Source organism: Streptomyces sp. NPDC042100 (assembly GCF_055582325.1).
The window spans coordinates 23,967-50,413 of the sequence record NZ_JBVJDK010000008.1; the positions used below are offsets into that span (position 1 = coordinate 23,967).

Below are 26,447 nucleotides of genomic sequence, written 5' to 3' on the forward strand. Positions count from 1 at the left end.
GTGCGCCTACGGGGTGTGCGTCTCCGCCCACTCCTGCTCGATCCGCTGCCGCAGCCGCGGCGTCAGCTCCCGCAGCAGCGACGCGCTCCGCGGATGCGTCACCCCGTACAAGTCGCTCAGCCTTATGTCGAGCTGCTCCGAGGTCGGGAACTCCTGGTTCTCCTCCAGGAAGTCCCACATCGCCTTGTACGCGGCCTCCGTGAACGCGTCGGAGTCCACGAACTCCTCGGGCTCGTCGGGCTCGTCGGACCCGACACCCGAAGGCTCCTCGTCCACGAACTCCGAGTACTCCTCGAACTCCTCCGGACCCGGCGGCGGAACGTCCTCAGGGCCCTGCGGGATCGGCACCGCCGTCGGCTCCAGCCCCTCCACGATCTGCGGGTTGTACGAACCCTGGTACGCCTCCGGCGACACGTGCTGTGCCGCGAACCACTGGCTCTCCTGCGGCCCTTGGGGCTGCTGCGCCTGCTGCGGACCCGGCGCCTGCTGGGGCCCCAGCGCCTGCTGCGGACCCTGCGCCTGCTGCACCGGAGCGGCGGCCTCCGCCTGCGGAACCGGCTGCACGTGCCCCTGCTGGGGCTGGGTCGGGGGCGCGGTCTGGGGAAGCGGCTGGGGGAAGTGCTGCGGCAACTGCTGAGGCAGCGGCTGCGGCGCCGGCGGCAACAGCACCGGCTCCACCCCCGCCGCCGCCAGACCCGCCGCCGCCGTCTCCGCCAGCGGCACCCCGTACTTCGCCAGCCGCAGCGGCATCAGCGCCTCCACCGGCGCCTTCCGCCGCCACGCCCGCCCGTACCGCGCCTGAAGCCGCGCCTGATAGATCAGCCGGTCCTGCTCCAGCTTGATCACCTGCTCGTACGACCGCAGCTCCCACAGCTTCATCCGCCGCCACAACCGGAACGTCGGCACCGGGGACAGCAGCCAACGCGTCAGCCGCACCCCCTCCATGTGCTTGTCCGCCGTGATGTCCGCGATCCGGCCCACCGCGTGCCGCGCCGCCTCGACCGCCACCACGAACAGCACCGGGATCACCGCGTGCATCCCGACACCCAGCGGATCCGGCCACGCCGCCGCACCGTTGAACGCGATCGTCGCCGCCGTCAGCAGCCACGCCGTCTGCCGCAGCAGCGGGAACGGGATCCGCAGCCACGTCAGCAGCAGATCCAGCGCCAGCAGCACACAGATGCCCGCGTCGATACCGATGGGGAAGAAGTACGAGAAGGTGCCGAAGCCCTTGTCGATCGCGAGCTCGCGCACGGCGGCGTACGAGCCGGCGAAACCGATCCCGGCGATGAGCACCGCACCGGCCACGACCATGCCGATGAGTATTCGGTGCGTCCGTGTCAGCTGCATCGCGGCCACCCGCGATCCCCTCCCGTCGAACGACAACTCGCGGGCACAGCGTGGCACACGCACGACGGGCCCGACCCCCTGGGGAGGGCCGGACCCGTCATAAAACCGTCTGAATCGTTACTTGTTGGCCGCCGCGACCGCCGCCACGGCCTCCTTCGCCGCCCGCACCGCACCCTCGGAGATCGTCTTCCCCGAGGGGGCGTCCGCGCCCGCGTACCCGGCACCGTTGTACGACAGCAGCACCACGACATTGCCCGTCCGCGCCACCACCGACGCGTACGTGAAGTCCTCGTCGGTCTTCCGCAGCTGGTACGTCACCGTGCTCGCCTGGTCGCCGACCCCGGCGGTCTCCGCCGTCGCCAGCTTCTTCGCGCCCTGGGTGCCCTGCACCTTGGCCAGCTCCTTGGCGAAGTTCTCCGCCGCCCGGTCCTGACCGCTGCCCAGCGTCACATCCGACTCGTAACGGTAGAAGGACACGTCCAGCCAGCGGTACTGCGAACCCTTCACGCCCTTGTCGTCCAGACCGTTCCACGAACAGCCGCCCCGGCTCGCCACGTCGCTGGACTCCGCCGCCGTGCCGTTCTTCGCCTTCGCCTTCGGCACCAGGCTCGCCGCCGTCTTCGCCGACACCGCCTTGCACACGTCCGGCAGCTTCGCGAACCGCGCCGCCTCCACCGTCTTCGTCGGCGTGGGCTTCGGCGTCGCGGACGCCGAGGACGAGGACTCGCCCGCCCCCGACGAACCGGACCCCTTGTCGGCGGAGTCCGAACCGGACGAACAGCCCGCGGCGACCAGCATCACCGGGACGGCGGCACAGGCGAGGACACGGGAGAGGCGCGAGGCGGATCGCTGCATGGTTCCTTCAGTCGCTTGTCGTACGGGCCCGCACGCACGCGGACGCGCACACGGACCGGGCGGCCGGCGGCCGGGGTACCCCGACACGTTACGTGGTCCGGACCCGCTCACGGAGCGGGTCCGGACCGCTACTCCTCCAGCCGCTCCGCGAGCAGCCGAGCCAGATTCCGGGCCTTTTCCTGCAGCTCCCCGCTGTCCGGCGGCTCCGCCGACGACGTCGACTGCTCCTCGTACGTGACCGTCACGATCACGTTCGATGTGCGGAACACCACGCTCACGAGCCGCTTCGAGCCCGCCGGACCGGTCGTCGTCAGGACGTCGTCGACGAACGCCACATCCCCGAGACCGCTCAGCATCCGCGGCTCCAGACCGGTCGTCGACGTCGCGGGCGGCGGCGTCGCGGGGGTCGTCGGCGGGGCCGCGGCGTTCGTGGCGGCCGTGGCCGGACCCGTCGGCGGCTTCCCCGACGCGGCCAGCGACGACGGACCGTGCGCGCCGCCCGGCGGGGCCGTCGCGGGCGGGGCCGTCGCCGGCGTGGTCGCCGGGGGCGTCGTCGGGGCGGTCAGCGGAACCCCCGCCGCCGTCTGCTTCTTCGCGTACACCTCCTGCGCCCGGTCGTCGTCGCTGACGGCGGGGTCGTACGAGACGACCCGCTCGATGTCGAGGGTGAGGCGGTGCGCCACGTCCGGCGAGTCGGCCTTCCAGGCGCAGCCGACGCGGCGGTCGGTGTCGAAGGTGACGGCGGCGGTGCCCCGGTAGGCCCGCTCGCGCTCGGCCTCCGGCAGCGCGGCGGCGCCCGGGAGCAGGTCCTTGAGGGTGGCCTGGGGGACGGCGCCGCAGGGCTCGAAGAGGGTGCGGTAGCGGCCCGGGGGCGCGACGGCGGAGGCGGGCCCCGCCTTGGAGTCGACGGCCGCCACGTCCGCGGCGGGCCCGGAGGTGCAGCCGCTCAGCCCGAGGCCGAGGCCGAGACCGAGGACGACGGCGGTCGCGGTGAGGACGGCGGGCCTGGTCCGGCCGGATCCGTACGCCTTCCGCTGCACGATCCCAGCTCCCTTCTCCCGGAGGCATCCCCGGAAAACCGTTTGTCGCTCCGCACGGGGCGATGAACACAATGTCTATCGCACGCGCCGCTGTTGATGCCGGTCCGTAGTCACCTGTACGGGCTTGTGCTCCGGTTTTTGCGCTATCAGACTTTATCGTTGAATTGAGGGGCTATGTCGTATGTAGAGGTGCCGGGCGCGAAGGTCCCCATCCGTCTGTGGACCGACCCGGCGTCGGTCGACGAGGGCGCGATGCGGCAGCTCCACAACACGGCGACGCTGCCGTGGATCAAGGGCCTGGCGGTGATGCCGGACGTGCATTACGGCAAGGGCGCGACGGTCGGCTCGGTGATCGCGATGCAGGGCGCCGTGTGTCCGGCGGCGGTCGGCGTGGACATCGGCTGCGGCATGTCCGCCGTGAAGACCTCGCTGACCGCGAACGACCTGCCGGGCGACCTGTCCCGGCTCCGCTCGAAGATCGAGCAGGCCATCCCGGTGGGCCGTGGCCTGCACCGCGAGATGGTGGACCCGGGCCGGCTCTACCAGTTCCCGACGGCGGGGTTCGACGCGCTGTGGTCGCGCTTCGACACGGTGACGGACGCGGTGAAGTTCCGGCGGGAGCGGGCGGAGAAGCAACTGGGGACGCTGGGATCCGGCAATCATTTTGTGGAGCTTTGTATCGATTCATCCGATTCGGTGTGGCTCATGCTGCACTCGGGATCCCGGAACATCGGCAAGGAGCTCGCCGAGTACCACATCGGCGAGGCGCGGAAGCTGCCGCACAACCAGGGTCTGGTCGACCGCGACCTCGCGGTCTTCGTCGCGGACACCCCGCAGATGGCGGCCTACCGCAACGACCTGTTCTGGGCGCAGGAGTACGCCACGCACAACCGCTCGATCATGATGGCGCTGTTCCAGGAGGTCGTGCGGCGCGAGTTCCGCAAGGCGAAGGTGGCCTTCGAGCCGGTCATCTCCTGCCACCACAACTACGTGGCGGAGGAGCGGTACGAGGGCATGGACATGCTCGTGACCCGTAAGGGCGCGATCCGGGCCGGCTCCGGGGAGTTCGGGATCATCCCGGGCTCGATGGGCACCGGTTCGTACATCGTGAAGGGCCTGGGCAACGTGGCCTCCTTCAACTCGGCTTCGCACGGCGCTGGTCGCCGGATGAGCCGGAGCGCGGCCAAGCGGCACTTCTCGACACGGGACCTGGAGGAGCAGACCCGGGGCGTGGAGTGCCGCAAGGACTCCGGTGTCGTGGACGAGATCCCGGGGGCCTACAAGCCGATCGAGCGCGTCATCGAGCAGCAGCGGGATCTCGTCGAGGTGGTCGCGAAGCTGAAGCAGGTCATCTGTGTGAAGGGCTGAGCGGGGCGGCTCGCTCGTGCGGGTGGGCCGGGCCCGTCAGAGGTCGCGGTGGACCTTCGTGTTGGAGGCCTGGGCTCGGGGGCGGACGACCAGGAGGTCGATGTTCACGTGCGGGGGGCGGGTGCAGGCCCAGGTGATGGTGTCGGCGACGTCGTCGGCGGTGAGGGGTTCGGCCACGCCCGCGTAGACCTTGGCGGCCTTCTCGGTGTCGCCTCGGAAGCGGGTGGTGGCGAACTCGTCGGTCTTGACCATGCCGGGGGCGATCTCGATGACCCGGACCGGGGTGCCGACGATCTCCAGGCGGAGGGTCTCGGCGAGGACGCGGGCGCCGTTCTTGGCGGCCACGTAGCCGCCGCCGCCCTCGTAGGTGGCGTGGCCCGCGGTGGAGGAGAGGACGACGACGGTGCCGTCGCCGCTCGCGGTGAGGGCGGGGAGCAGGGCCTGGGTGATGTGGAGGGTGCCGAGGACGTTGACCTCGTACATCCGGCGCCAGTCCTCGGGGTCGCCGGTGGCGACGGGGTCGGCGCCGAGTGCGCCGCCCGCGTTGTTGACGAGGACGGCGAGGGTGCGGAAGGCGGTGGCGAACTCGTCGACGGCGGCGCGGTCCGTGACGTCGAGGGCGTAGGCGGTGGCCTGGTGGCCGGCGTCGTTGATCTCGGCGGCGAGGGCCTCGACGCGGTCCTTGCGGCGGGCGGTGAGGACCACGCGGTAGCCGGCGGCGGCGAGCTGCCGGGCGGTGGCGGCGCCGATTCCGCTGCTCGCTCCGGTGACGACGGCGATGGGGGTACCGGCGGCAGTCATGACGTGCTCCTCGCGCGTGTGGTCGATTGCGGGTCGATCGCCCGGTCAGGATAGGCGGGGCGGGGTCAGCGTCCGCGCGGGGCGTACATGATGACGGCCATGCCGGCGAGGCAGATGAGCGCGCCGATGACGTCCCAGCGGTCGGGGCGGTAGCCGTCGGCGACCATGCCCCAGGCGAGGGAGCCGGAGACGAAGACGCCGCCGTAGGCGGCGAGGATGCGGCCGAACTCGGCGTCGGGCTGGAGGGTGGCGACGAAGCCGTAGAGGCCGAGGGCGAGGACGCCGGCGCCGATCCAGATCCAGCCGCGGTGTTCGCGGACGCCTTGCCAGACGAGCCAGGCGCCGCCGATCTCGAAGAGGGCGGCGACGAGGAAGAGGGCGGCGGAGCGGGCGAGGAGCATGGGGGAAGGGTGTCACGGGACACGCGGCTGACGGTTAATCAGAATATAAGGGTATTTCTCGGTATCTTCTGGGCATGAGTGCGATGCGCAAGGCCCTGCTGGGCGCGGCTCTCGCCGCTGCCCTGGTGGTCGGTACGGGCGGCGGCGCCGGCGCCGCCGGGCCCGAGGCGGAGGCGGACCTGGCCCACCACGGGCATGTCTCGCTGTGGGACGGGCGGCTGGGGGTGTGGCTGGTCAGCGAGAACCACGGTCCGGCGAACGTGCCCGAGGCGACCGTCCGGCTCGCCTTCTCGGAGCCCATGGCGGGCGGCCAGGAGCTGCCGCCGGCCTGTCTGTGGAGCAGCGACCGGGTGGTGTCCTGCCGTACGGGCGCGCTGCGGGCGGCGGGCGCGGTCGGCGAGCTCGCCCTGGACCTGCGCACGGCGGGCCGTCCGGACGAGCTGACCGTGGACATCCGGACCGCCTGGCGGGACGGTGTCGCCGACCGGAACCCGCGCAACGACCGGCACCGGGTGCTGGTGCTCGCCACGGGGGATCCGTACGTCTTCTAGTGCTGTGACCGGAGAGGTTCTCCGGGTGAGTGCCGCGAGATCATGGCGTCATGAGTGAGATCGTCTTGATGTCGGATCCGAAGGTCGCCGCCATACCCGTCGCGGAGTGCGGTGAACGTCTCGTAGACGTGCGCCGGGACGGCTCGTTGCTGGTCGATTCGCGCAAGCAGGACCCAGCGGATGCCTTCGCCTATCTGCGGGAAGGTGTGCTGGAGCGGCTGAAGAAGGCCCAGGAGCTGCTCCCGCAGGGCCTGCGGCTGCTGTTCGTCGAGGGATACCGGCCGCCCTCGCTCCAGCTCGTGTACTTCGAGGAGTACGCCAGTCAGCTGCGGGCCATCCACGCTGACTGGTCCGCCGAACAGATCCACTCGGCGGCGAGTCGGTACGTATCACCGCCCGGGATCGCTCCGCACAGCGCCGGCGCGGCCGTGGACCTCACCCTGGCTGACGCCGAGGGGCGCGAGCTGGACCTGGGCACCCGGATGAACGCGGACCCCGAGGAGAGCGAGGGCGCCTGCTATACCCACGCCGCCAACATCAGCACGGAGGCCCGTGCCCATCGGGAGCTGCTTGGTTCCGTGCTCACCGCCGTGGGGCTCGTGAACTACCCCACCGAGTGGTGGCACTGGTCCTTTGGCGACCGCTACTGGGCCCTGATGACCGGCGAGACCGCAGCCCTCTACGGCCCTAAGGAGATGGCCTCGTCAACCTGACCGGCCCGGACTTCTTGGACGACTGGTCACGCGGCAGCGGGGCGTCCGCCCCAGCGGATGCCCTTCTCAGGCGGGAGTCTGACGACAGGCCCTAGGCGTCTTCTGGTGTCTTCAGGGGCCTCCGGTTCCGTAGGGGGGTCGCGTAGCCGTCCGGGCGGACCAGGGCGGTGTCCTGGCGGGTCGGGTCGGCCCAGGTGGCGCGGACCAGGCGGGCGCCGGTGACCGGTGCGGTCGGCGGGAGCGGGGCGTCCGGGTGGCCCGCGGGGGTGACCAGGACGAACGCGCCGGCGCGCAGCGCCTCGTACAGGCGGCCCTCGCGCAAGGGCGCGTCGGGGACGCGGCGCGCTCCGGCCGGGTAGTCGATGCCGATGCCGCTGATCTGGCCCATGGCGCGGGCGGCGACGGGCGGGAGGGCGCCGAGCAGGCGGGTGGCGAGGGCGCGGGCGGTGCGCTGGAGCGGGGTGCGGGCCATGGCGAGGCGGACCAGGGCGCCGCTGCTGCGCAGCACCGTGGCGCCGACCGGGTGCCGTTCGGCCTGGTAGCTGTCGAGGAGCGCTTCGGGGTCGCGGGCTTCGCCGCGCAGGACGGCGGCGAGTTTCCAGGAGAGGTTGGCGGCGTCCTGGAGGCCCGTGTTCATGCCCTGGCCGCCGGCGGGGGAGTGGACGTGGGCGGCGTCTCCGGCGAGGAAGACGCGGCCCGCGCGGTAGGCGGGGGACTGGCGCTCGTCGCTGTGGAAGCGGGAGATCCAGCGGGCGTCGTGCATGCCGAGGTCGCTGCCGAGCGCCCGGCGGGTGATCGCGCGGACGTCGTCGAGGGTGACGGGCGCGTCGTCGGGTGCCTGGTGGGTGCGGTCCCAGCCCATCACCCGGTACCAGCCGTCGCCGAAGGGGGCGATGAAGGCGAAGGCGTCGTCGGCGGCGGTGACGGTGAGCAGGGTGCCGGGGTCCTCGGTGAGGCGGACGTCGGCGAGGACCATGGAGCGGATCACGGAGGCGCCGGGGAAGGGGAGTCCGAGTGCGGTGCGCACGGAGCTGCGGGCGCCGTCCGTGCCGATCAGGTAGCGGGCGCGGAGGGGGGTCGTGACCCTGCCCGTCTCCGTGTCGGCGAGGTCGGCGGTCGTCGCCTGCGCGTCCTGGCGCAGGGCGGTGAGCTCCGTCCCGTACCGGAAGTCCACGCCCGCGGCGCGTGCCCTGCGTTCGAGGAGTCGCTCGACCTCGTACTGCGGGGTGAGGAGGAGGTAGGGGAAGCGGCTGGGGAGGGCGGACAGGTCGAGGGAGAGGCGGCCGAAGAGGCGGAGATCGGTGACGGGGGTGCCGGTGGCGGTCAGCTCGTCGGCGAGGCCGCGGGCGTCGAGCTGCTCCAGGGTGCGGGCGTGGACGCTGAAGGCGCGGGTGAGGTTGCTGATGCCGGGGGGTCTGCGCTCGATGAGTGTGACCCGCAGGCCCGCCTCGGCGAGGTCGCCGGCGAGGAGGAGGCCGGTGGGGCCCGCGCCGACGACGAGGGCGTCCGGGTCGGCGGGGTCGGGCTGGTCCTGGGGTCGGGGCTGGTCCTGGGGTCGGGTGGTCATGGGGGCCTCCGTCGAAGTCCGCTCGCGCACGTCAACGTCGGTTGGCCAACGCGTGTTGGTCAACGCTTGTTGGCAATTCTGGACCCGGCCGGGATGGTGTGTCAACGGCTGTTGGCCTACAGTCGTTGACATGACGACCGTCCGGCGCTCCGACGCCACCCGCGCCGCGATCCTCGAAGCCGCCCGCGAGCACTTCGCCGGCGAGGGGTACGAGCGCGCGACCATCCGCGCCATCGCCCGCGACGCCGGGATCGACCCGTCGATGGTCATGCGCTACTTCGGCAACAAGGAGGGGCTGTTCGCCGCCGCCTCCGACTTCGAGCTGGAGCTCCCCGAGCTCGGCTCGCTGCCCGCCCGGCACGTCGGGACCGTGCTCGTCGAGCACTTCCTGGACCGCTGGGAGCGCGACGACGTGCTCACCGGGCTGCTGCGGGTCGGCGTCACCAACCCCGCCGGGACCGAGCGGATGCAGGAGATCTTCGCCGAGCAGCTCGGGCCGATCACCCGGGGCGTCTGCCCCGACCCCGCCGAGGCGCCGCGCCGGGCCGCGCTCGCTGCCTCGCAGATCCTCGGCATGGCGCTCGCCCGCTATGTGCTGCGGCTGCCGCCCGCCGTGGAGATGTCGCGCGAGGAGGTCGCCGCCTGGCTGGGGCCGACCGTCCAGCGCTATCTGACCGCCGAGCGGCCCTGACCGGGCCGCCGTCCGGCGCGCGCCGCGCGGGCCCCGGCCCGTCCCGTCACCCTGCCGCCGGGAGGCCCCGCGCCGGGTCGCCGGAGTCGCCGGGCTCGCCGGATGCGCCGAACTCGGCGAGCGCGGCCGCGACGATCGCCTCCAGGCGCGCGTGGTGGGCGCCCCGCCAGTACACCCGGTCGCACGCGGTGCACTGGGCGAAGACGTCGTACGTGGTCTGCGTGCCCTGCTCCAGCCGCTCGCGCACGGAGTCCTTGTCGGCCTCGGTCAGCGGCCCGTTGCAGGCGGTGCAGCGGGTCCAGGGCGCCAGCGGCGGGGCGAAGCGGCCGAGCACGTCCCGGAGCTGGGCGTCGGGCTGGTCGCTGTAGACGTACGCGCCGGCCCACAGCTCCCGGCGCCGCAGCAGCCCCCGGTCGCGGGAGAGCAGCACCCGGCGCTCCTTCGCCGACCGCGCGGCCAGCGCCGGGTCGCCGATGTCGGTGCTCTCGTAGGCCGCGTCGACGCCGAGCAGGCGCAGCCGCCGGGCGAGGGTGCCGAGGTGCACGTCGAGCAGGAAGCGGAGCGGGGCACCGGGGACCGGCTGGGGGCGCGCGACGCCCTCGACGGCGACGGTCTCGCCGGCCGCGGGGACGTGCGAGGGGTCGACCGGGCGTCCGTCCACGAGCAGCCGCCCGGCTTCGGTGAGCGGCACGCCCAGCGACTCGACGACGTGGCCGAGGGAGGAGGAGCCGTCGGTCGCCACGGCGGTGTGTCCCGCGCGGCGGTCCGCCGCGACGAACAGGCGCAGGGCGGGGGCGAAACTGATCTGGATCTCCGGTCCGTTCACGGGGACAGGATGGCACCGGGGCGGCCGCTCGGCCAGGGAATTCCGGCCGGTCCCGGGGCGCCGCGGGGCCCTCGGGGTACGGTCCCGGCATGAAGATCATCGATGTGGAGCCGGGCGACCCCCGCCTGGAGACCGAGGTCCTGCCGGTGCTGCGCGAGCTCCGGCCGCACCTGACGCCCGAGCTCTTCCGGGACGTGTACGCGCGGGGGCACGCGCAGGGGCTGCGGTTCACCGCCGCGTACGACGGGGGCGGGGCCTGCGTGGGCGTGGCCGGGTGGCGGATCGTCGACAACACCAGCGCGGTGCGGATGCTGTACGTGGACGACCTGGTGACCGCCGAGGGCAGCCGGTCGTCCGGGGTCGGGCACGCGCTGGTCGAGCACCTGGAGGGGCACGCCCGCGCGGCCGGCTGCTTCGAGCTCAACCTGGACTCCGGCACCCACCGCACCGGGGCCCACCGCTTCTACCTGCGCGAGCGCTTCGACATCGTCGCCTTCCACTTCAGCCGGTCGCTGAAGCACCGGGGGGAGTGAGCTCCAGGCGCCAGTCGTTGCAGCGCATCGTGCGGCCCGGGGGGTACTCGAACTCGCGCTCCGCGAGGAGCGTGAAGCCGGCCTTGCGGCACACCGCGTTCGACGGCGCGTTCTCCGTGGACGGGTAGGCGTGCAGGTGGGGGAAACGGCCCTCCGCGCGGGCCCGTTCCACCACCGCGAGGGTCGCCGCCGTGGCGACGCCCCGGCCCTGGAAGCCGGGCAGCACGGTCCAGCCCGTCTCGTACACCGGCGGCTCCGAGGGGCCCTCGCGGTGCTCCCAGAAGCCGATCGCGCCCGCCGGGACCTCCTCCGGGAGGAGCACGATCCGGAACATGGTCCCGGGGCGCCCGGGGTCGGCGCTCAGCAGCTCGTAGCGCAACTGGCGGGCCGCGAGCTGCTCGTCGGTCTCCGGGCCGCCCAGATGCTCCATCAGCTCCGGCGTGTTCATGGCTTTCAGGAGGTCGAAGTCCGCGTCCGACCAGGCTTCCAGACGGACCGTGCCGCCGTTGTGTTCGCTCATGCGCGCACCCTAGGTCACGCCACTGACAGCGCCTTGGCGTACGTGCTCGGCGGCACCCCGACCGTCGCCGTGAAGTCCCGTACGAGATGGGCCTGGTCGCTGTAGCCGAGCTCGGCGGCGAGCCGGGACCAGTCGGTGCCGGGCCCGGCACCCGTCCCGGACCCGGCGCCGGACTCGGCCTGTTCCAGGGCCTCGTGGATGCGGTAGCGCAGGATGACCCACTTCGGGCCGACGCCGACGTACGCGGCGAACAGGCGCTGCAGCGAGCGCGGCGAGAGCCCGCCCGCGCGGGCGAGCGCGGAGACGCGGCGCATCGTGCGGTCGGAGCGGACCAGGTCGACCAGGGCCATCGCCTCGTCGGCGGCCGGGTCGGGGGCGGGGCCGTGGGCCAGCAGGAGGGCGTCGAGCGCGGCCACGCGCGCGTCGTCGTCGGCGGGGGACAGGACGGCGCCGGCCGCGGCGGTCCCGTCGAGCGGGAACGCCTCGGCGAGCGGGACGATCCGGCCGGTCCACTCGGCGGCCGGCCGCGCGGGGGCGAAGGGCCGGAAGCCGCCCGGGCGGAACTGGGCGCCGCAGACCCGGCCGGTGCCGGTCAGCGTCTTCGTGAAGAGGCCGGTCCCGATGCCGGACAGGACGGCGGAGTCGCCGGTGTCCGGGCCGCGTTCGCAGACGACGTTCACCGAGGGGTGGGGGACGACGCGGGAGGCGTACGGCGCGCTCAGGTCCCAGTCGATCAGCCAGTAGTGCTCCAGGTACGGGCGCAGCGGCGGGGCGGGGGAGCGGCGGCGGAAGCGGACCCGGGTGAGCAGCTCGGCGGCGTCCACGATGCCCCGGGTGTCCCGGCGCGGGCCGGTGGCGTCGGTCATGCCGGGCATGGTGGCCGGTCCGGGCGGGCCGATCAAGGGCTGGTGCGGGCCGACCGGGGCTCGGGCGGGCCGGTCGGGGGCTCAGTGCCGGGCAGTCGGGGGCTCAGCGGAGGCGGCCGGCCGAGCCCAGGGAGAGGCGGGAGACGACCTGGCCGAAGGCGAGCTCCTCGGCGGGGGTGAGGGCGACCGTCTCCTGCGGGTGCCAGATCCGCTCCAGCGGGGTGCGGGCCCGCTCGCGCCGGGCGCGGGCGCGCAGGCCGACGGCGACCCAGACGGCGGCGGAGAGGGCGAGCAGGCCGAAGAGGGTGAGGACGCGGGGGTCCGAGAACTGGCCGGGCAACGTCATGGCTGACTCCAGGGCGGAGGGCGCCGGACGGCGGCGTGCCCCTGGCAGGGGGTGCGCGCCCGCGCGGCGCTGTCGATTCCTACTGCTTCCTCCCGACCCGTTCAGTTAACACCACCCTGGGGGTCTTTCGGCAGGGGGGTCCGGGACCAAAGTCCCGGGGCGGTCCGGGGCGGGAGGCCCTCTTGTGCGCGCGCCGGAACCGTCTCAAGGTGGCGGGGACGGAGGTTTCCGGCCGGGGAGGGAGCGGTCCTATGGCTGACGCGGACGGTACGGGCGGCTGGGGGTTCACCGACGACCGGGGCGCGGCCCTGGCGGCGGGGCGGGCCCCGGAGCGGGTGGTGGCGTACGTGCGGGCCGGGGCGGCGCTGCTGGACCTGGGGGTCCGGCCGCTCGCCGTGTACGGCTCGGGGCACGACGGCGAGGCGCTCGATCCGGTCAAGGCGGGCGGTCTGGCGGCGGCGGGCGTGCCGTACCTGGGGCCGGGTCGGGCGCTGGACGCGGCGCGGCTGCGGGCGCTGGGCGGGGTGGACCTGCTGGTGGACGTGACGTACGACGGGAAGAGCCCGTACGCGGTCGACGAGGCCCTGGCGGCGGAGTCGGGGACGGCGCTGGCGGCGCTCTCGGTGAGCGGGGAGCTGTCACTGCCGGCGATCGTGGGCCGCTTCGGGGAGCTGGCGTCCGCGCTGGGCGCGCCGCCGGGGGGCACCGGGCGGGTGGGCGACGCGGAGGCGGCGGTGCGGGCGGCGGCGGGCCGCGCGGATGTGACGGTGCTGGCGCTGTCCGGTGCGGGGCCCGAGCAGGTGCACCTGGCGCGCCCGCACGCCTGGCCGGAGCTGGCGCTCCTCGCCGAGCTGGGGGTGCGGTTCGTGGACCCGGGTCCGGGGCCGGGCGCGAACTGGCTGACGACCGACTGGGAGCACGCCGTGGGGCTGGCGCCGGGTCTTGTGCTGTTCGACAGCCGGGCCAACGCGGTGCCGCCGCACGCGGTCCCGCCGGGCGCCCGGCTCGCGCCCTGGAACCCGGAGACCCCGCCGAGCCCGGCGGCCTGCGCCCGCTTCCTGCGGGACCTGGCGGCGGCTCTGGAGGACCGCGAGCCGTAAACCCGGCGCCGCCCCGCGCGTGAGCGCGCCCGAGGCGCGAACGCGAGCGCCGAGCGCCCGGCGCCCGCGCTTCCCGGGCGCCCGCGCTTCCCGAGCGCCTGGGCGCTCCCCGCGCGCCCTGAGCCGGCGCGCCCGAGTCCCCGCCCCTACGGCAGCCGCGCCCGCAGCGAGTTCGCGAACTCCTCCGCCCTGGTCAGCTGGGCGTGGAGCTCCGCCACGCGTTCCGTCGCCGCGCGTTCGTAGCCGCGGACGCGGGCGACGAGGGCGGCGCGGGTCGGCGGGTCGAGTTCGTCGGGAGTGTCCGGGGCGTCGGCGGCGAGGCGGTCGACGGCGGTGAGCAGGTCGCGGGTCTCGTCGAGGGTGAAGCCGAGCGGCTTCATCCGGCGGATCACCATCAGGCGGGCCACGTCGGCGTCCGTGTAGAGCGGGAAGCCGCCCTCGGAGGCGGCGGAGGGGACGACGAGGCCGCTGTCCTCGTACTGCCTGATGGTGCGCAGCGGCAGTTCCGTGCGGGCGGCGACCTCGCCGATCTGCAGGGGCTCGCCGGGCGGGCGGGGGGCGGTGCGCGTGGTGCTCACGGTGTCGGGTCCTTCCTCGGGCGGGTCGTTCGGCGGTCCTTCAGTCCTTCAGTCCTTCGGTGCTGCGGTGCTGCGGTGCTGCGGTGCTGCGGTGCTGCGGTGCTGCGGTGCTGCGGTGCTGAGGTCCTGAGGTCCTGCGTGTCCTTCGGCGGTCGCGCGGCGGCCCTTCGGCGGCCCCTCGTACGGGGCGCCGGCGGGCGCGGCTTCCGTGCATTACATCCGATTCGTCCTAACTTCAGCACTTATGAGAGCTGGAAGCGTGGCGAAACGCCTGCTGGTCGGACGTCCGTTGGACAGCGCGCGGCTCGGCGAGACCCTGCTGCCCAAGCGGCTGGCGCTGCCGATCTTCTGCAGCGACCCGCTCTCCTCGGTGGCGTACGCGACCGAGGAGATCCTGCTGATCCTGGCCCTCGGCGGCCTCGCCGTGCTCCATCTGGCCTGGTACGCGGCGATCGGGATCGTCGTCCTGCTGCTCGTGGTCGTCGCCTCCTACCGGCAGACCTGCTACGCCTATCCGGGCGGCGGCGGGGCGTACGTCGTGGCCGCCGAGAACCTGGGGACGACCGCCGCGCTGACCGCGGCCAGCGCGCTGCTCATCGACTACGTGATGACCGTGGCCGTCTCGGTCGTCTCCGGCGTCGCCGCGATCACCTCCGCCGTGCCCTCGCTGGACGGGCACGCCACCCTCATGTCGGTGGTGTTCGTCGCCGTGCTCGCCTGGCTCAACCTGCGCGGGGTGCGGGAGTCGGGGCGCTGGTTCGCCCTGCCCACCTACGCGTTCATCACCGTGATCTACGTGATGTTCGCGGTCGCGGCGGCCCGCATGGCGACCGGCGCGACGATCCGCGCCGAGTCGGCGGACCTGCCCGTCGAGGCGGTGTCCACCTACTCGGGCGTCGCGCTCCTGCTGCTCGGGCTGCGCGCCTTCGCCTCCGGCTGCACGGCGCTGACCGGCGTCGAGGCGATCAGCAACGGCGTGCCCGCCTTCGAGAAGCCGAAGAGCCGCAACGCGGCCACGACGCTGGCGGTGATGGGCGGCCTCTCGGTGACCATGTTCTTCGGGATCACCGTGCTCGCGATGGTCTACCAGGTGCACGTCGCCGAGGACCCGACGGAGCTCGGGCTGCCGCCCGGCACCCCGACCTCGACCGCGCTCGCCCAGATCGGCCGCGCCACCTTCGGCGACTGGCACGTCCTCTTCTACGCCCTCCAGGCCGTCACCGCCGGTGTGCTGATCCTGGCCGCCAACACCGCCTTCAACGGCTTCCCGATGCTCGCCTCCGTGCTCGGGCGCGACCGCTTCGCGCCCCGGCAGCTCGTGCACCGCGGCGACCGGCTCGTCCACTCCAACGGCGTCCTGCTGCTCGCGCTGGCCGCGATCGCCCTGATCATCGCCTTCGACGCCAACCTCACCCGGCTCATCCAGCTCTACATCATCGGCGTCTTCGTCTCCTTCACCCTGTCCCAGGCGGGCATGGTCAGGCACTGGCGGCGAGAACTCGCCACGCCCGAGGGGGCCGCCCAGCGGGTGCACATCCTGCGCCGGCTCGGCATCAACGCCTTCGGGGCCTGTCTGACGGCGGTCGTCCTCGTCATCGTGCTGATCACCAAGTTCACGCACGGCGCCTGGATCGTCGTCATCGCGATGCCGCTGCTGTTCGCCGGGATGAAGGGCGTGCGCCGCCACTACGACGCCGTGGCCGCCGAGGTGGCCGTGGCCCCCGACGCCCGGCCGCAGCCGCTCGCCGCCCACCACGTCCTGGTCCTGGTCTCCTCGGTCAACGCGCCGAGCCTGCGCGCCCTGTCGTACGCGAAGACCCTCAAGCCGGCGACGCTGACGGCGGTCACCGTCGCCGAGGACGCCGAGCGGGCGGCGGCCCTGCGCGCCTCCTGGGAGGCCCACGGCATCGACGTACCGCTGCGGGTGCTGGACTCGCCCTACCGCTCGATCGTGCAGCCGCTGCTGCGGTACATCCGCGACGCGCCCGAGCGGTCAGCCGACGCGGTGCTCTCCGTCGTCATCCCCGAGTACGTCGTGGGGCGCTGGTGGGAGCAGCCGCTGCACAACCAGAGCGCGCTGCGGCTCAAGACCCGGCTGCTGTTCATGAAGAACGTCGTGGTCGTCGACGTGCCGTACCGGCTCGCCTCGGCCCGGGAGCTGGCGGCCGAGCGCGCGAGGGCCGCCGCCGAGGCGGCGCGCCGGACACCCTGAGCGACCGGTCCCGAGGGGCCGGTCCCGAGCGAGGGGCCGAGGGATCAGGGCCCGACCGGCGTCAGAGCCCGACCGGCGTCAGAGCCCGACCGGCGTCAGGGCCGGACCGGCGTCACGGCCAGACCAGGCAGTACGGCTGGTGGCCCGCCTCGTGCAGCCGTACCGAGAAGTCCTGCCACTCGTGCAGGAGCTGGTAGACGTTGAAGGCGTCCCGGGGGCCGCCGCGGTCGGGGACGGTGGACCAGATGAAGGCGGCGGCGCCGACCGACTCCTCGCCGATGGCGCGCAGCGGATCGACCACGGTCATCGGCAGCTTCACCACCGCGTAGTCGGGGTGCAGCACGACCAGTTCCAGCGGGGGCACCTTGTGCAGCGGCATCCCCTGGATGCCGGTGAGCACCATCGCGGCTATGGTCTCCGGCTTGATCTTGGTGAACATGCCGCCCATGCCGAGCTCGTCGCCGCCGAGCTCCTCGGGGCGCATCGAGATCGGCACCCGCGCCGCCGTGGCGCCGTCGGGCGCGCCGAAGTACTTGTACGTCACCCCCAAGCGGCCACCCCGCGATTCCCCGGCCTTCCGTTCGGCCGCTCCCTGCTCCCCGGGCTGTCCGGTCCGCGGCTCGTTCGCCCTCGGCTCCTCGGCCCGCCTGCGCCGGTGCCGCCCCCGCCGGACAGGATCGGGACCCAGGTCGTCAGTCCCCTCGCCCGGTCCGCCACCGCGATGCATATCTCCACCCGACTGCTGTTCCGGGCCGCGCGTCTCCGCGGCGCGACCCGATCATCGTGACAATGACCTCCCCCACGTTCGTACGGTGAAACACCTGTCCGCAAGAACGCCGTGGCCTCTGACACCATGGATTCCGTGAGCCATCCCTATGACGCCCCAGTTTCGCAGACGCGGAGGACCGCCGCCCCGGCGTAATTCCGGGGATGCTCACTCCATCCCTCCGTACTCGCAGGTCAGGATCCCAGTGCCGTATTCATACGAAGCCCCAGTCTCACAGACGCTTTTCGACCGCGCGTCCCTCGTGACGCCCGGCGGCGTGAACTCACCGGTGCGCGCCTTCCGTGCCGTGGGCGGTACGCCCCGGTTCATGGTGTCGGGTACCGGTCCGTACCTCACCGACGCCGACGGGCGTGAGTACGTCGACCTCGTGTGCTCGTGGGGGCCGATGATCCTCGGCCACGCGCACCCCGAGGTGACGGCGGCGGTGCAGGACGCGGTGGCCCGCGGCACCTCGTTCGGCACGCCGGGCGAGGGCGAGGTCGCGCTGGCGGAGGAGATCGTCGCGCGGGTCGAGCCGGTCGAGCAGGTCCGGCTGGTGTCCAGCGGCACCGAGGCGACCATGTCGGCGATCCGGCTGGCCCGCGGCTTCACCGGCCGCGCCAAGGTCGTCAAGTTCGCCGGCTGCTACCACGGGCACGTGGACGCGCTGCTGGCCGCGGCGGGCTCGGGTGTCGCCACCTTCGGCCTGCCGGACACGCCCGGGGTGACGGGCGCGCAGGCGGGCGACACGATCGTGCTGCCGTACAACGACCTGGAGGCCGTGCACGAGGCCTTCCACCGGTACCCGGGCGAGATCGCCTGTGTGATCACCGAGGCGTCGCCGGGCAACATGGGCGTGGTCCCGCCGCTGCCGGGCTTCAACCAGGGGCTGAAGGACGCCTGCGAGAAGAACGGCGCGCTGTTCATCTCCGACGAGGTCATGACCGGCTTCCGCACCTCGCGGGCCGGCTGGTACGGCGTGGACGGGGTGCGGCCGGACCTGATGACCTTCGGCAAGGTCATGGGCGGCGGCTTCCCGGCGGCGGCCTTCGGCGGCCGCGCCGACGTGATGGGGCACCTGGCCCCGGCGGGCCCGGTCTACCAGGCGGGCACCCTGTCCGGTAACCCGGTCGCCACCGCCGCGGGCCTCGCGCAGCTGCGGCTGCTCGACGACGCCGCGTACGCGAAGGTGGACGCGGTCTCCGCCGAGATCCAGGGCCTGGTGACGGACGCGCTGGCCAAGGAGGGCGTGGCGCACCGGCTCCAGACCGCCTCCAACATGTTCTCGGTCTTCTTCGCCTCCGCCGAGGTGCGGAACTACGAGGACGCGAAGAAGCAGGAGGCGTTCCGCTTCAACGCCTTCTTCCACTCGATGCTCGCGGACGGGGTCTACCTGCCGCCGTCGGCGTTCGAGTCCTGGTTCGTGTCGGCCGCCCACGACGAGCGGGCCGTCGAGCGGATCGCCGCCGCGCTGCCCGCCGCCGCCCGCGCCGCCGCGGAGGCCACGGCATGAGCGACGTCCGCCCCGAGGAGAACGTGAGCGCCGACGACATCACCGTCGTGCACCTGATGCGGCACGGCGAGGTCCACAACCCGGACGGGGTGCTGTACGGGCGCCGCCCCGGCTACCACCTGTCCGAGCTGGGCCGGCAGATGGCCGACCGGGTCGCCGAGCACCTGGCGGGCCGGGACATCACGCACGTGGTGGCCTCGCCGCTGGAGCGGGCGCAGGAGACGGCCACGCCGATCGCCAAGACCCACGGCCTGGACCTGGCCACGGACGGGCGCCTGATCGAGGCGGCCAACGTGTTCGAGGGCAAGACCTTCGGCGTCGGCGACGGCGCGCTGCGCAAGCCGGGCAACTGGAAGCACCTGACCAACCCGTTCCAGCCGTCCTGGGGCGAGCCGTACGTGGAGCAGGTGGTCCGGATGATGGGCGCCCTCGACGCGGCGAAGGACGCGGCGCGCGGGCACGAGGCGGTGTGCGTGAGCCACCAGCTGCCGATCTGGATCGTGCGCAGCTTCGTGGAGAAGCGCCGGCTGTGGCACGACCCGCGGCGCCGGCAGTGCACGCTGGCCTCGCTGACCTCGTTCACGTACCGAGGGGACACGATCGTGTCGGTCGGCTACAGCGAGCCGGCGCTGGATCTGGTGCCGGTGCACCTGCGCGCCGGTGCGAAGCCTGTGAAGGGTAAGGCCAAGGCCTTCGGGGCGTAGCCTTTCCGCTCTATTGTTCGGGGCGGTCCGGAGTGATCAACCACACGGACCGCCCTGAAATATTTGTTCTGTTTTCCGGAACCTTCGTGTTCCTCCTGACATCTCACTGTTTGTCGGTTTGGAATGACGTCAGGTCATACGTCAGCGCGAATGGGGATGTCATGCGCGGGATCAGTCGAAGGGGTCTGCTGGGGGCCGGGGTGGGTGTCGCGGCCGCGCTCGGTATCGCCGGATGTACGAGTAACGACGAGGGCAAGGGCGGACGTTCCGGACCCGGCAAGGGCGGCGACGTCTCGGGCGGCCCGGACACCCCCGCGCCCACGAGGGACCAGGGCCGGCTGATCGGCGACGGCTCCACCTCCGACACCGGCAAGCAGCCGAACCAGCCCGACGCGCCCGTGCCGCTCGAACCCGGTCAGACCCCGCCGCAGTTCGTGATCTTCTCCTGGGACGGGGCCGGCGAGGTCGGCAACGGCCTCTTCCCGCGCTTCCTCGAACTGGCCAAGAGCCACGACGCGGCGATGACCTTCTTCCTCTCCGGGCTCTACCTCCTGCCCGAGTCGAAGGCCACGCTCTACCGCCCGCCGAACAACCGCGTCGGCGCCTCCGACATCGGCTACCTCACCGACGACCACGTCAAGCAGACCCTGAAGTACGTCCGCCAGGCCTGGCTCGAAGGCCACGAGATCGGCACCCACTTCAACGGGCACTTCTGCTCCGGCTCCGGCACCGTCGCCCGCTGGACCCCCGCCCAGTGGCAGAGCGAGATCGACCAGGCGGTCGGCTTCGTCACCAAGTGGAAGACGAACACCGGCTGGACCGACCTCGACCCGCTGCCCTTCGACTACACCAAGGAGCTCGTCGGCGGGCGCACCCCCTGCCTGCTCGGCCAGGACAACCTGCTGCCCACCGCCAAGCGGCTCGGCTGGCGCTACGACGCCAGCTCCCCGGGCGGGCGCCAGATGTGGCCGGTCAAGCGCGGCGGGCTGTGGGACCTGCCGCTCCAGGCCGTGCCCTTCCCCGGGCACTCCTTCGAGGTCCTCTCGATGGACTACAACATGCTGGCCAACCAGTCGAAGAACTCCACCAAGGGGATGCCCTCCCGCTACCCGGGCTGGCGCAAGCAGGCCACCGAGGCGTACCTGTCCGGATTCCGGCGGGCCTACGAGACCAACCGCGCCCCCTTCTACATCGGCAACCACTTCGAGCAGTGGAACGGCGGCATCTACATGGACGCCGTCGAGGAGGCCCTCAAGGGCATGGCCGGCAAGAAGGACGTCCGGCTCGTCTCCTTCCGCCAGTTCTGCGACTGGCTGGACGTCCAGGACCCGAAGATCCTCGCCAAGCTGCGTACCCTGGAGGTCGGCAAGGCCCCGGCGGGCGGCTGGAACGAGTTCCTCAGGCCGGCTTAAGCGATCTTGACAAGGGGCATCTTGGGCACGTAGGGGGGTGCCCAAGATCCGCGAAACGCCCATGCGAAACTTTTTCACATGAGTCTTAGCCGTGCCTCTCGACGCACCCTGCTCGCCGTCGGAGCCGTGACGACCGCCCTCGTCCTCTCGGCCTGCAGCTCGGACACCAACGGCAAGTCCGGGGGCGGGGGCGACACCGGGTTCGTGACCAACACGGGCGGTGTCTCCACCGTCGCGAAGGGCGAGCGCAAGCCGGTCTCCGACCTCGCCGGCGAGACCCTGGAAGGCAAGCGGCTCGACGTCGCCGACCTCAAGGGCAAGGTCGTCGTCCTCAACGTCTGGGGCTCCTGGTGCCCGCCGTGCCGGGCCGAGGCACCGCATTTCGCCAAGGTCGCCAAGGAGCTCAAGCCGAAGGGCGTGGAGTTCGTGGGCATCAACACCCGCGACCCCAACAAGCAGCCCGCGCTCGCCTTCGAGGCGGACTACGGGGTGCCCTACCCGAGCCTCTACGACCCGGCCGGCAAGCTCATCGTGAGCGGCTTCCCCAAGGGCACGCTCAACCCGCAGGCCATCCCCTCCACCGTCGTCCTGGACAAGGACGGCAAGGTCGCCGCGCGCTCGCTGATGGCCCTCGACGAGGCCAAGCTCCGCTCCATGATCGACCCCTTGATCGCGGAGAAGTGAGAGGGACGACGTGAACGAGACGGTCTTCAGCGGAGCCCTTCCGCTGGCCCTGCCCATCGCCGTGCTCGGCGGTCTGATCTCCTTCTTCTCGCCGTGCGTGCTGCCGCTCGTCCCCGGCTACCTGAGCTACGTCACCGGCGTCACCGGCACCGACCTCGCCGAGGCCCGGCGCGGCCGGATGGCCGCGGGCGCGGGCCTCTTCGTGCTCGGCTTCACCATCGTGTTCGTCTCCGGCGGCGCGCTCTTCGGCTACTTCGGCTCCACCCTCCAGGAGTACCGCGGGACGCTCACCACGGTCCTCGGCGTGCTCATGATCCTCATGGGCGTCTTCTTCATCGGCCTCATGCCCTGGTTCACCCAGCGCGAGTTCCGCTTCCACCGCAAGCCCGTCACCGGGCTCGTCGGCGCCCCGCTGCTCGGCGCGCTCTTCGGCATCGGCTGGACGCCCTGCATCGGCCCGACCCTCGCCTCCGTCACCGCGCTCGCCGCCAACGAGGCCAGCGCCGGTCGCGGGGCGCTGCTGACCGTCGCGTACTGCCTCGGTCTCGGGCTCCCGTTCATCCTGACCGCCGTCGCCTTCCGCAAGGCGCTGGGGGCGTTCGGCTGGGTCAAGAAGCACTACACCTGGGTGATGCGGATCGGCGGCGCGATGATGATCGTCACCGGTCTGCTGCTGCTCACAGGAGTGTGGGACAGCATGGTGGCCGACATGCAGGGCTGGTCCAGCGGCTTCACGGTGGGGATCTGAGGGTTTTCGACATGAGCAACACCGAAACGACGGAGCAGCGGGAGTCCCTCGGCGAGGCCGGGGCCCAGCTCTCCACCGCTCCCAAGGAGGAGACCGTCATCGGCGGTCCCTCCCTCGGCCCACTCGGCTGGGTCCGCTGGTGCTGGCGCCAGCTCACCTCCATGCGGGTCGCGCTGATCCTGCTCTTCATGCTCTCGCTCGGCTCCATCCCGGGCTCCCTCATTCCGCAGACCAGCGCGGACGAGGTGAAGGTGCGCACCTTCAAGGAGGCGCACGAGACGCTCACGCCGATCTACGAGAAGCTCCAGCTCTTCGACGTCTACGGCTCGGTGTGGTTCTCCGCGATCTACATCCTGCTGTTCGTCTCGCTGATCGGCTGCATCGTGCCCCGCACCTGGCAGTTCGTCGGCCAGCTCCGCAGCCGCCCGCCGGGCGCCCCCAAGCGCCTCACCCGGCTGCCCGCGTACACGACCTGGCGCACCGAGGCCGAGCCCGAGCGGGTCCGCGAGGCCGCGCTGGCGATGCTGAGGAAGCGCCGCTACCGGGCGCACGCCGCCGGGGACGCCGTCGCCGCCGAGAAGGGCTATCTGCGCGAGGCCGGCAACCTGGTCTTCCACGTCGCCCTGATCGTCATGCTGGTGGCCTTCGCCTGGGGCGTGATGTTCAAGTCCGAGGGCGGCAAGCTGATCGTCGAGGGCGACGGCTTCTCCAACACGCTCACCCAGTACGACGACTTCAAGTCGGGCTCGCAGTTCGGCACCGACGAGCTGGAGCCGTTCAGCTTCACCCTGGACAGCTTCACCGGCACGTACGAGAAGAGCGGCCCCCAGCGCGGCACCCCGCGCACCTTCGAGGCGGCCGTGCGCTGGTCCGAGGTCGGCTCGCCGGAGAAGAAGGCGATCATCCGCGTCAACGAGCCGCTGAAGGTCGGCGACGCCAAGGTCTTCCTCATCGCCCACGGCTACGCGCCGGTCGTCACCGTCAAGGACGGCCGGGGCAAGGTCGTCTACCACGGCGCCGTCCCGTTGCTGCCCTTCGACAACAACGTCACCTCGACCGGCGCGATCAAGGTCATGGACGGCTACCGCGACAAGAACGGCAAGAAGGAGCAGCTCGGCTTCAACGCCTTCTTCGTGCCGACCTTCGCCGGTGCCGGCAAGGGGCAGATGTTCTCGCAGTTCCCGGCGCTCGACTTCCCCGTGATGGCCGTCACCGGCTACCACGGCGACCTGCGCGTGGACTCCGGGCTGCCGCAGAACGTGTACCAGCTGGACACCTCCAAGATGAAGCAGTTCAAGGTCCAGGGCGGTACGGGCAGCGCCAACCGGCTGCTGCCCGGGGAGACCATGACGCTGCCGGACGGAGCGGGCTCGATCACCTTCGAGAAGGAGATCAAGGAATGGGCCAGCTTCTCCATCACCCAGCAGCCCGGCAACGGCCTCGCCCTCGCGGGCGCGGTCGCCGCGATCCTCGGCCTCAGCGGCTCGCTGTTCATCCAGCGCCGCCGGGTCTGGGTGCGGGCCGTCCGGGGCGAGGACGGCGTCACCGTCGTCGAGATGGCAGGTCTTGGCCGGAGCGAGTCCGCCAAGCTGCCCGAGGAGCTGGCCGAGCTCGCGGTCACGCTCACCACCGAGGCGCCGACCGCGCCGGAACCCACCTCCGAAGAACCTGCCGAAGGGGCTGAGAAGTGAATCTCGCCGCCACCACCAACGAGAGCATGGCGCAGCTGAGCAACACGCTCATCTACTCCTCGATGGCCGTCTACACCCTGGCCTTCCTGTTCTACATCGCCGAGTGGGTGCTCGGCAGCCGCAGCAAGGTGGCCCGCACGGCCGCCGCGCTGACCGGACCCGAGGCCGGGAAGGCCCCGTCGGTCACCGAGCGGTCGGCGGCGGGCGGCACCGCCGTCCTGGACCGTCCGAAGGTCGTCGTCCGCTCGGCGGCCGGCGCCCGGGACGTGCCGGACGGCCCCGGCGCGGCCGGCGGCACCGTCAAGGGCGACCTGTACGGCCGGATGGCGATCTCGCTGACCGTGCTCGCCTTCGCGATCCAGGCGACCAGCGTCGTCGTCCGGGCGCTGGCCGTGCAGCGGGCCCCCTGGGGCAACATGTACGAGTTCTCCACCACCTTCTCCACGGTGGCGGTCGGCGCGTTCCTCGGCTTCCTCGCGGCGAAGAAGAACGTCCGCTGGATCGGCCTCCCGCTGGTCACCGTCGTCCTCCTGGACCTCGGCCTGGCCACCACGGTGCTGTACACCTCCAGCGACCAGCTCGTGCCCGCGCTGCACTCGTACTGGATGTGGATCCACGTCTCCACCGCCATCATCTGCGGCGCGGTGCTCTTCCTCGGCGCCGTCGCCACGGCGGCGTACCTGCTGCGCGACTCCTACGAGAACAAGCTGGCCGGCGGCGGCAAGCCGAGCGCCTTCACCACCTCGGTGATGGAGCGGCTGCCCTCCGCGGCGACCCTGGACAAGTTCGCGTACCGGGTCAACGCGGCGACCTTCCCGCTGTGGACCTTCACGATCATCGCCGGCGCGATCTGGGCCGGCGACGCGTGGGGCCGCTACTGGGGCTGGGACGCCAAGGAGGTCTGGGCCTTCATCACCTGGGTCGGCTACGCCGCCTACCTGCACGCGCGGGCGACCGCCGGCTGGAAGGGCCGCAAGGCCGCCTACATCGCGCTCATCGCCTTCGGCTGCTTCCTCTTCAACTACTACGGCGTGAACATCTTCGTCACCAGCAAGCACTCCTACGCGGGCGTCTGATCAGTTCGTCCGGGGCGGCAGGCAGCTGGCGGCCGGAGGCTTCCCCTCCGGCCAGGCGATCTCCACGAAGCGCTGGCTGCCGTCCTGGGCGAGCTCGACGATCGGGACCGCCTTGTTGTACGGATTGCCGTAGTTGTCCAGGCAGATCCAGCCGCCGGCGCCCTCCACCCGCAGCGATCCCTTCACCTGCGGCCACTGCGAGACGACGTCGGCGAGCTCCGGGTAGGCGGCCTTGTCCGGGGTCGCCTGCCGGATCGCGTGGACGGCCGTCGCCATCGCGTCGTACGCGACGATCGCCTGCCCGTCGGCCAGCGCCACCGGCTTCGCGGAGGCGCGCGCGACGTCGCCGGTGAAGGTCTGGTACGCGACCGTCGAGCCGCCCGTCGCCGGGACCGGCCGACCGGGCGCGGGGCGCCAGGCGTCGGGGTGCGCGAGCGCGGCGTAGCGCACGGTCAGCCGGCCCTTGAGGGCGGCGCGGTTGAGCTGCGCGTCGGCGCCCAGGTAGGAGCCCTCGTCGCCGGTCAGGATGGTGAACGGCCGCTCGGCGCAGCCGCGGGCCCCCAGGGCGTTGATGAACTGGCGCAGCTGGGTGTGGCGTCCGGCGAAGAAGACCGTCTCGGCGCGGGTGTCGCAGATGAGATGGGTGATCTGCCGGAAGGTGTTGGCCGTGGTGCCCTCGTCGGTCGGGTCCGGCGGCGAGGTGAACAGCTGCGGCTCGTAGGGGGCGCCCTTGAGGGAGGCGGCGAACGCCGCCTTCAGGGTGTCGGTGTAGTGGTCGCCGGTGCGGGTGTCCTGGACGAGCAGCGCCTTGGCGGCGTTCACCCGGCCGAAGTGGGCCAGCGCCTTGGCCTCGTCGCTGTTGGTGGGGGAGACCCGGGCCAGTCCGGGGTAGCGGTTGGCGCCGGGCCCGTTGGCGATGTCGTCGGCGGTGATGGTGGTGCCGACGACGGCGATGCCGGCGCCGGTCAGTGCCGCCACCGCCTGGCGTATCTCGGTGGAGGAGGTGGCGACGCCGGTGACCGCGCGCAGCCGGTCGGGCGCCCCGGTCATGAGCTTGAGCCGGTCGACGGCGTTCTCCCAGTGGGCGTTGCCCTTGCCGGTGTTGGCGAGCACCAGGCGGATCTTCGGGGTCTCGCTGTTGGACTCGTGGTTGGCCCGGTACTGGCGGGCGTAGGCGCCCTGGAGCTCGTGCAGGACCTTGATCCGCATCCCCGGGTCGGTCGAGGTCAGCGGGAGCAGGGCGGCGACGGTGGCGTACGTGTCGGGCTTGAGGGTCTCGTTCTCGCGCCGGATCAGCCCGGCGATCTCGGCGAGGTCGGCGACCCCGAAGGCGTAGCCGTCGCCGTTGACGCCGACGCACTCGTCGGAACCGTCGGGGCGCGCGACACCCGCCGCGCAGGAACGGTCCTGCGGAGTGAGCCAGGAGTTGATCCCGTAGCCCAGGGGCACGCCGAGGACGACCAGCGCGACCAGCAGGGCGAGCAGCTTCTGTCTCGGGGTGTAGAGGTAACGGTTGCGCAGCCGGTTGGCCATGG

27 protein-coding genes are annotated in these 26,447 nt (G+C 72.3%); 14 read left to right on the top strand and 13 right to left on the bottom strand.

Translation table 11 applies throughout. From position 1 onward, the window contains the following. Positions 1–6: 6 nt before the first annotated feature. The 3 genes from ACZ6J5_RS19055 to ACZ6J5_RS19065 all read right to left on the bottom strand — a co-directional run bounded on the left by ACZ6J5_RS19055 (position 7) and on the right by ACZ6J5_RS19065 (position 3,245). Entirely contained in the window at positions 7–1,359 is a 1,353-nt protein-coding gene (locus ACZ6J5_RS19055; RefSeq protein WP_469392931.1) for a DUF2637 domain-containing protein, read from the bottom strand. 108 nt (positions 1,360–1,467) lie between these two features. Continuing rightward, positions 1,468–2,205, bottom strand: coding sequence for a DUF3558 domain-containing protein (locus tag ACZ6J5_RS19060; protein WP_469392933.1), 738 nt, complete (start codon positions 2,203–2,205; stop codon positions 1,468–1,470). A gap of 128 nt (positions 2,206–2,333) precedes the next feature. Then, positions 2,334–3,245 (bottom strand): DUF3558 domain-containing protein, encoded by a 912-nt coding sequence (locus tag ACZ6J5_RS19065; protein ID WP_469392935.1) that lies wholly within the window; start codon positions 3,243–3,245, stop codon positions 2,334–2,336. A 174-nt stretch (positions 3,246–3,419) separates the two neighbouring features. Here ACZ6J5_RS19065 and ACZ6J5_RS19070 point away from each other — a divergent pair, with 174 nt between their 5' ends. Beyond that, on the top strand, positions 3,420–4,613 hold the full coding sequence (locus ACZ6J5_RS19070; protein WP_469392937.1) for an RtcB family protein: 1,194 nt from the start codon (positions 3,420–3,422) through the stop codon (positions 4,611–4,613). A gap of 36 nt (positions 4,614–4,649) precedes the next feature. Here the strand turns inward: ACZ6J5_RS19070 and ACZ6J5_RS19075 are convergent, their stop codons facing one another. Both ACZ6J5_RS19075 and ACZ6J5_RS19080 read right to left on the bottom strand, forming a co-directional pair. Further along, positions 4,650–5,414 (bottom strand): SDR family NAD(P)-dependent oxidoreductase, encoded by a 765-nt coding sequence (locus tag ACZ6J5_RS19075; protein ID WP_469392938.1) that lies wholly within the window; start codon positions 5,412–5,414, stop codon positions 4,650–4,652. Between the two features lie 65 nt (positions 5,415–5,479). Beyond that, the gene (locus ACZ6J5_RS19080; protein WP_469392940.1) at positions 5,480–5,815 is read right to left on the bottom strand and encodes a YnfA family protein; all 336 of its coding nucleotides are present in this window, start codon (positions 5,813–5,815) and stop codon (positions 5,480–5,482) included. 74 nt (positions 5,816–5,889) lie between these two features. On the opposite strand from ACZ6J5_RS19080, the gene ACZ6J5_RS19085 reads away from it, so the two are divergent. Next, entirely contained in the window at positions 5,890–6,366 is a 477-nt protein-coding gene (locus ACZ6J5_RS19085) for a hypothetical protein (protein ID WP_469392942.1), read from the top strand. Between the two features lie 50 nt (positions 6,367–6,416). After that, on the top strand, positions 6,417–7,079 hold the full coding sequence (locus ACZ6J5_RS19090; protein ID WP_469392944.1) for a M15 family metallopeptidase: 663 nt from the start codon (positions 6,417–6,419) through the stop codon (positions 7,077–7,079). A gap of 91 nt (positions 7,080–7,170) precedes the next feature. Here ACZ6J5_RS19090 and ACZ6J5_RS19095 read toward each other — a convergent pair whose 3' ends face one another. Beyond that, positions 7,171–8,646 carry an FAD-dependent monooxygenase gene (locus tag ACZ6J5_RS19095; RefSeq protein ID WP_469392946.1) on the bottom strand — a complete coding sequence of 492 codons (1,476 nt, stop codon included), beginning with the start codon at positions 8,644–8,646 and terminating at the stop codon, positions 7,171–7,173. A 130-nt stretch (positions 8,647–8,776) separates the two neighbouring features. Here ACZ6J5_RS19095 and ACZ6J5_RS19100 point away from each other — a divergent pair, with 130 nt between their 5' ends. Continuing rightward, positions 8,777–9,337, top strand: a complete 561-nt coding sequence (locus ACZ6J5_RS19100) for a TetR/AcrR family transcriptional regulator (protein WP_469392947.1) — start codon at positions 8,777–8,779, stop codon at positions 9,335–9,337. A gap of 46 nt (positions 9,338–9,383) precedes the next feature. Here the strand turns inward: ACZ6J5_RS19100 and ACZ6J5_RS19105 are convergent, their stop codons facing one another. Next, on the bottom strand, positions 9,384–10,163 hold the full coding sequence (locus ACZ6J5_RS19105; protein ID WP_469392949.1) for a Mut7-C RNAse domain-containing protein: 780 nt from the start codon (positions 10,161–10,163) through the stop codon (positions 9,384–9,386). Positions 10,164–10,252: 89 nt separating this feature from the next. Here ACZ6J5_RS19105 and ACZ6J5_RS19110 point away from each other — a divergent pair, with 89 nt between their 5' ends. Next, positions 10,253–10,696 carry a GNAT family N-acetyltransferase gene (locus ACZ6J5_RS19110; RefSeq protein ID WP_469392951.1) on the top strand — a complete coding sequence of 148 codons (444 nt, stop codon included), beginning with the start codon at positions 10,253–10,255 and terminating at the stop codon, positions 10,694–10,696. Here ACZ6J5_RS19110 and ACZ6J5_RS19115 read toward each other — a convergent pair. From ACZ6J5_RS19115 to ACZ6J5_RS19125, 3 genes are all read right to left on the bottom strand, one after another. Next, positions 10,665–11,216, bottom strand: a complete 552-nt coding sequence (locus ACZ6J5_RS19115; RefSeq protein WP_469392953.1) for a GNAT family N-acetyltransferase — start codon at positions 11,214–11,216, stop codon at positions 10,665–10,667. The genes ACZ6J5_RS19110 and ACZ6J5_RS19115 overlap by 32 nt on opposite strands. A gap of 14 nt (positions 11,217–11,230) precedes the next feature. After that, a complete protein-coding gene (locus ACZ6J5_RS19120; RefSeq protein WP_469392955.1) occupies positions 11,231–12,082 on the bottom strand; it encodes a DUF6597 domain-containing transcriptional factor in 852 nt (283 codons plus the stop codon). Between the two features lie 103 nt (positions 12,083–12,185). Further along, positions 12,186–12,428, bottom strand: a complete 243-nt coding sequence (locus ACZ6J5_RS19125; protein ID WP_469392957.1) for a hypothetical protein — start codon at positions 12,426–12,428, stop codon at positions 12,186–12,188. Positions 12,429–12,679: 251 nt separating this feature from the next. Between ACZ6J5_RS19125 and ACZ6J5_RS19130 the strand changes: the two genes are divergently transcribed. Then, positions 12,680–13,528 (top strand): ABC transporter substrate-binding protein, encoded by an 849-nt coding sequence (locus tag ACZ6J5_RS19130; protein WP_469392959.1) that lies wholly within the window; start codon positions 12,680–12,682, stop codon positions 13,526–13,528. Positions 13,529–13,674: 146 nt separating this feature from the next. On the opposite strand, the gene ACZ6J5_RS19135 is transcribed toward ACZ6J5_RS19130, so the two are convergent. Beyond that, the gene (locus ACZ6J5_RS19135; protein WP_469392961.1) at positions 13,675–14,106 is read right to left on the bottom strand and encodes a MerR family transcriptional regulator; all 432 of its coding nucleotides are present in this window, start codon (positions 14,104–14,106) and stop codon (positions 13,675–13,677) included. Positions 14,107–14,350: 244 nt separating this feature from the next. On the opposite strand from ACZ6J5_RS19135, the gene ACZ6J5_RS19140 reads away from it, so the two are divergent. Next, complete coding sequence (locus ACZ6J5_RS19140; protein ID WP_469392963.1) at positions 14,351–16,318, top strand: APC family permease; 1,968 nt, start codon at positions 14,351–14,353, stop codon at positions 16,316–16,318. Positions 16,319–16,430: 112 nt separating this feature from the next. Here the strand turns inward: ACZ6J5_RS19140 and ACZ6J5_RS19145 are convergent, their stop codons facing one another. After that, the gene (locus ACZ6J5_RS19145) at positions 16,431–17,045 is read right to left on the bottom strand and encodes a hypothetical protein (RefSeq protein ID WP_469392965.1); all 615 of its coding nucleotides are present in this window, start codon (positions 17,043–17,045) and stop codon (positions 16,431–16,433) included. A gap of 244 nt (positions 17,046–17,289) precedes the next feature. Here ACZ6J5_RS19145 and hemL point away from each other — a divergent pair, with 244 nt between their 5' ends. The 7 genes from hemL (at position 17,290) to ccsB (ending at position 24,912) form a co-directional block, all read left to right on the top strand. After that, on the top strand, positions 17,290–18,597 hold the full coding sequence (gene hemL, locus ACZ6J5_RS19150) for a glutamate-1-semialdehyde 2,1-aminomutase (protein ID WP_469392967.1): 1,308 nt from the start codon (positions 17,290–17,292) through the stop codon (positions 18,595–18,597). After that, entirely contained in the window at positions 18,594–19,301 is a 708-nt protein-coding gene (locus tag ACZ6J5_RS19155; protein ID WP_469392969.1) for a histidine phosphatase family protein, read from the top strand. Before hemL ends, ACZ6J5_RS19155 begins: the two co-directional genes overlap by 4 nt. Before the next feature lie 161 nt (positions 19,302–19,462). Continuing rightward, positions 19,463–20,713 (top strand): polysaccharide deacetylase family protein, encoded by a 1,251-nt coding sequence (locus ACZ6J5_RS19160; protein ID WP_469392971.1) that lies wholly within the window; start codon positions 19,463–19,465, stop codon positions 20,711–20,713. Between the two features lie 78 nt (positions 20,714–20,791). Then, complete coding sequence (locus ACZ6J5_RS19165) at positions 20,792–21,397, top strand: TlpA family protein disulfide reductase (protein WP_469392973.1); 606 nt, start codon at positions 20,792–20,794, stop codon at positions 21,395–21,397. A gap of 10 nt (positions 21,398–21,407) precedes the next feature. Further along, on the top strand, positions 21,408–22,145 hold the full coding sequence (locus tag ACZ6J5_RS19170; protein WP_469392975.1) for a cytochrome c biogenesis CcdA family protein: 738 nt from the start codon (positions 21,408–21,410) through the stop codon (positions 22,143–22,145). 11 nt (positions 22,146–22,156) lie between these two features. After that, positions 22,157–23,836 (top strand): cytochrome c biogenesis protein ResB, encoded by a 1,680-nt coding sequence (gene resB, locus ACZ6J5_RS19175; RefSeq protein ID WP_469392977.1) that lies wholly within the window; start codon positions 22,157–22,159, stop codon positions 23,834–23,836. Then, entirely contained in the window at positions 23,833–24,912 is a 1,080-nt protein-coding gene (ccsB, locus tag ACZ6J5_RS19180; protein ID WP_469392979.1) for a c-type cytochrome biogenesis protein CcsB, read from the top strand. The genes resB and ccsB overlap by 4 nt, the downstream gene beginning before the upstream one ends. Here ccsB and ACZ6J5_RS19185 read toward each other — a convergent pair whose 3' ends face one another. After that, positions 24,913–26,445, bottom strand: a complete 1,533-nt coding sequence (locus ACZ6J5_RS19185) for an ABC transporter substrate-binding protein (protein WP_469392981.1) — start codon at positions 26,443–26,445, stop codon at positions 24,913–24,915. It abuts the gene before it with no gap. Positions 26,446–26,447 lie beyond the last annotated feature (2 nt).

Excerpts from the sequence above, each read along its gene's own strand:
- ACZ6J5_RS19185 (WP_469392981.1), bottom strand. The coding sequence starts at position 26,445 with ATGGCCAACCGGCTGCGCAACCGTTACCTCTACACCCCGAGACAGAAG.
- ACZ6J5_RS19145 (WP_469392965.1), bottom strand. The coding sequence starts at position 17,045 with ATGCATCGCGGTGGCGGACCGGGCGAGGGGACTGACGACCTGGGTCCC.
- ACZ6J5_RS19120 (WP_469392955.1), bottom strand. The coding sequence starts at position 12,082 with ATGACCGACGCCACCGGCCCGCGCCGGGACACCCGGGGCATCGTGGAC.
- ACZ6J5_RS19090 (WP_469392944.1), top strand. The coding sequence starts at position 6,417 with ATGAGTGAGATCGTCTTGATGTCGGATCCGAAGGTCGCCGCCATACCC.
- ACZ6J5_RS19130 (WP_469392959.1), top strand. The coding sequence starts at position 12,680 with ATGGCTGACGCGGACGGTACGGGCGGCTGGGGGTTCACCGACGACCGG.
- ACZ6J5_RS19060 (WP_469392933.1), bottom strand. The coding sequence starts at position 2,205 with ATGCAGCGATCCGCCTCGCGCCTCTCCCGTGTCCTCGCCTGTGCCGCC.
- ACZ6J5_RS19100 (WP_469392947.1), top strand. The coding sequence starts at position 8,777 with ATGACGACCGTCCGGCGCTCCGACGCCACCCGCGCCGCGATCCTCGAA.
- ACZ6J5_RS19125 (WP_469392957.1), bottom strand. The coding sequence starts at position 12,428 with ATGACGTTGCCCGGCCAGTTCTCGGACCCCCGCGTCCTCACCCTCTTC.
- ACZ6J5_RS19110 (WP_469392951.1), top strand. The coding sequence starts at position 10,253 with ATGAAGATCATCGATGTGGAGCCGGGCGACCCCCGCCTGGAGACCGAG.
- ACZ6J5_RS19075 (WP_469392938.1), bottom strand. The coding sequence starts at position 5,414 with ATGACTGCCGCCGGTACCCCCATCGCCGTCGTCACCGGAGCGAGCAGC.
- ACZ6J5_RS19115 (WP_469392953.1), bottom strand. The coding sequence starts at position 11,216 with ATGAGCGAACACAACGGCGGCACGGTCCGTCTGGAAGCCTGGTCGGAC.
- ACZ6J5_RS19155 (WP_469392969.1), top strand. The coding sequence starts at position 18,594 with ATGAGCGACGTCCGCCCCGAGGAGAACGTGAGCGCCGACGACATCACC.
- ACZ6J5_RS19095 (WP_469392946.1), bottom strand. The coding sequence starts at position 8,646 with ATGACCACCCGACCCCAGGACCAGCCCCGACCCCAGGACCAGCCCGAC.
- ACZ6J5_RS19070 (WP_469392937.1), top strand. The coding sequence starts at position 3,420 with ATGTCGTATGTAGAGGTGCCGGGCGCGAAGGTCCCCATCCGTCTGTGG.
- resB (WP_469392977.1), top strand. The coding sequence starts at position 22,157 with ATGAGCAACACCGAAACGACGGAGCAGCGGGAGTCCCTCGGCGAGGCC.
- ACZ6J5_RS19160 (WP_469392971.1), top strand. The coding sequence starts at position 19,463 with ATGCGCGGGATCAGTCGAAGGGGTCTGCTGGGGGCCGGGGTGGGTGTC.
- ACZ6J5_RS19140 (WP_469392963.1), top strand. The coding sequence starts at position 14,351 with ATGAGAGCTGGAAGCGTGGCGAAACGCCTGCTGGTCGGACGTCCGTTG.
- ACZ6J5_RS19085 (WP_469392942.1), top strand. The coding sequence starts at position 5,890 with ATGAGTGCGATGCGCAAGGCCCTGCTGGGCGCGGCTCTCGCCGCTGCC.
- ACZ6J5_RS19080 (WP_469392940.1), bottom strand. The coding sequence starts at position 5,815 with ATGCTCCTCGCCCGCTCCGCCGCCCTCTTCCTCGTCGCCGCCCTCTTC.
- ACZ6J5_RS19165 (WP_469392973.1), top strand. The coding sequence starts at position 20,792 with ATGAGTCTTAGCCGTGCCTCTCGACGCACCCTGCTCGCCGTCGGAGCC.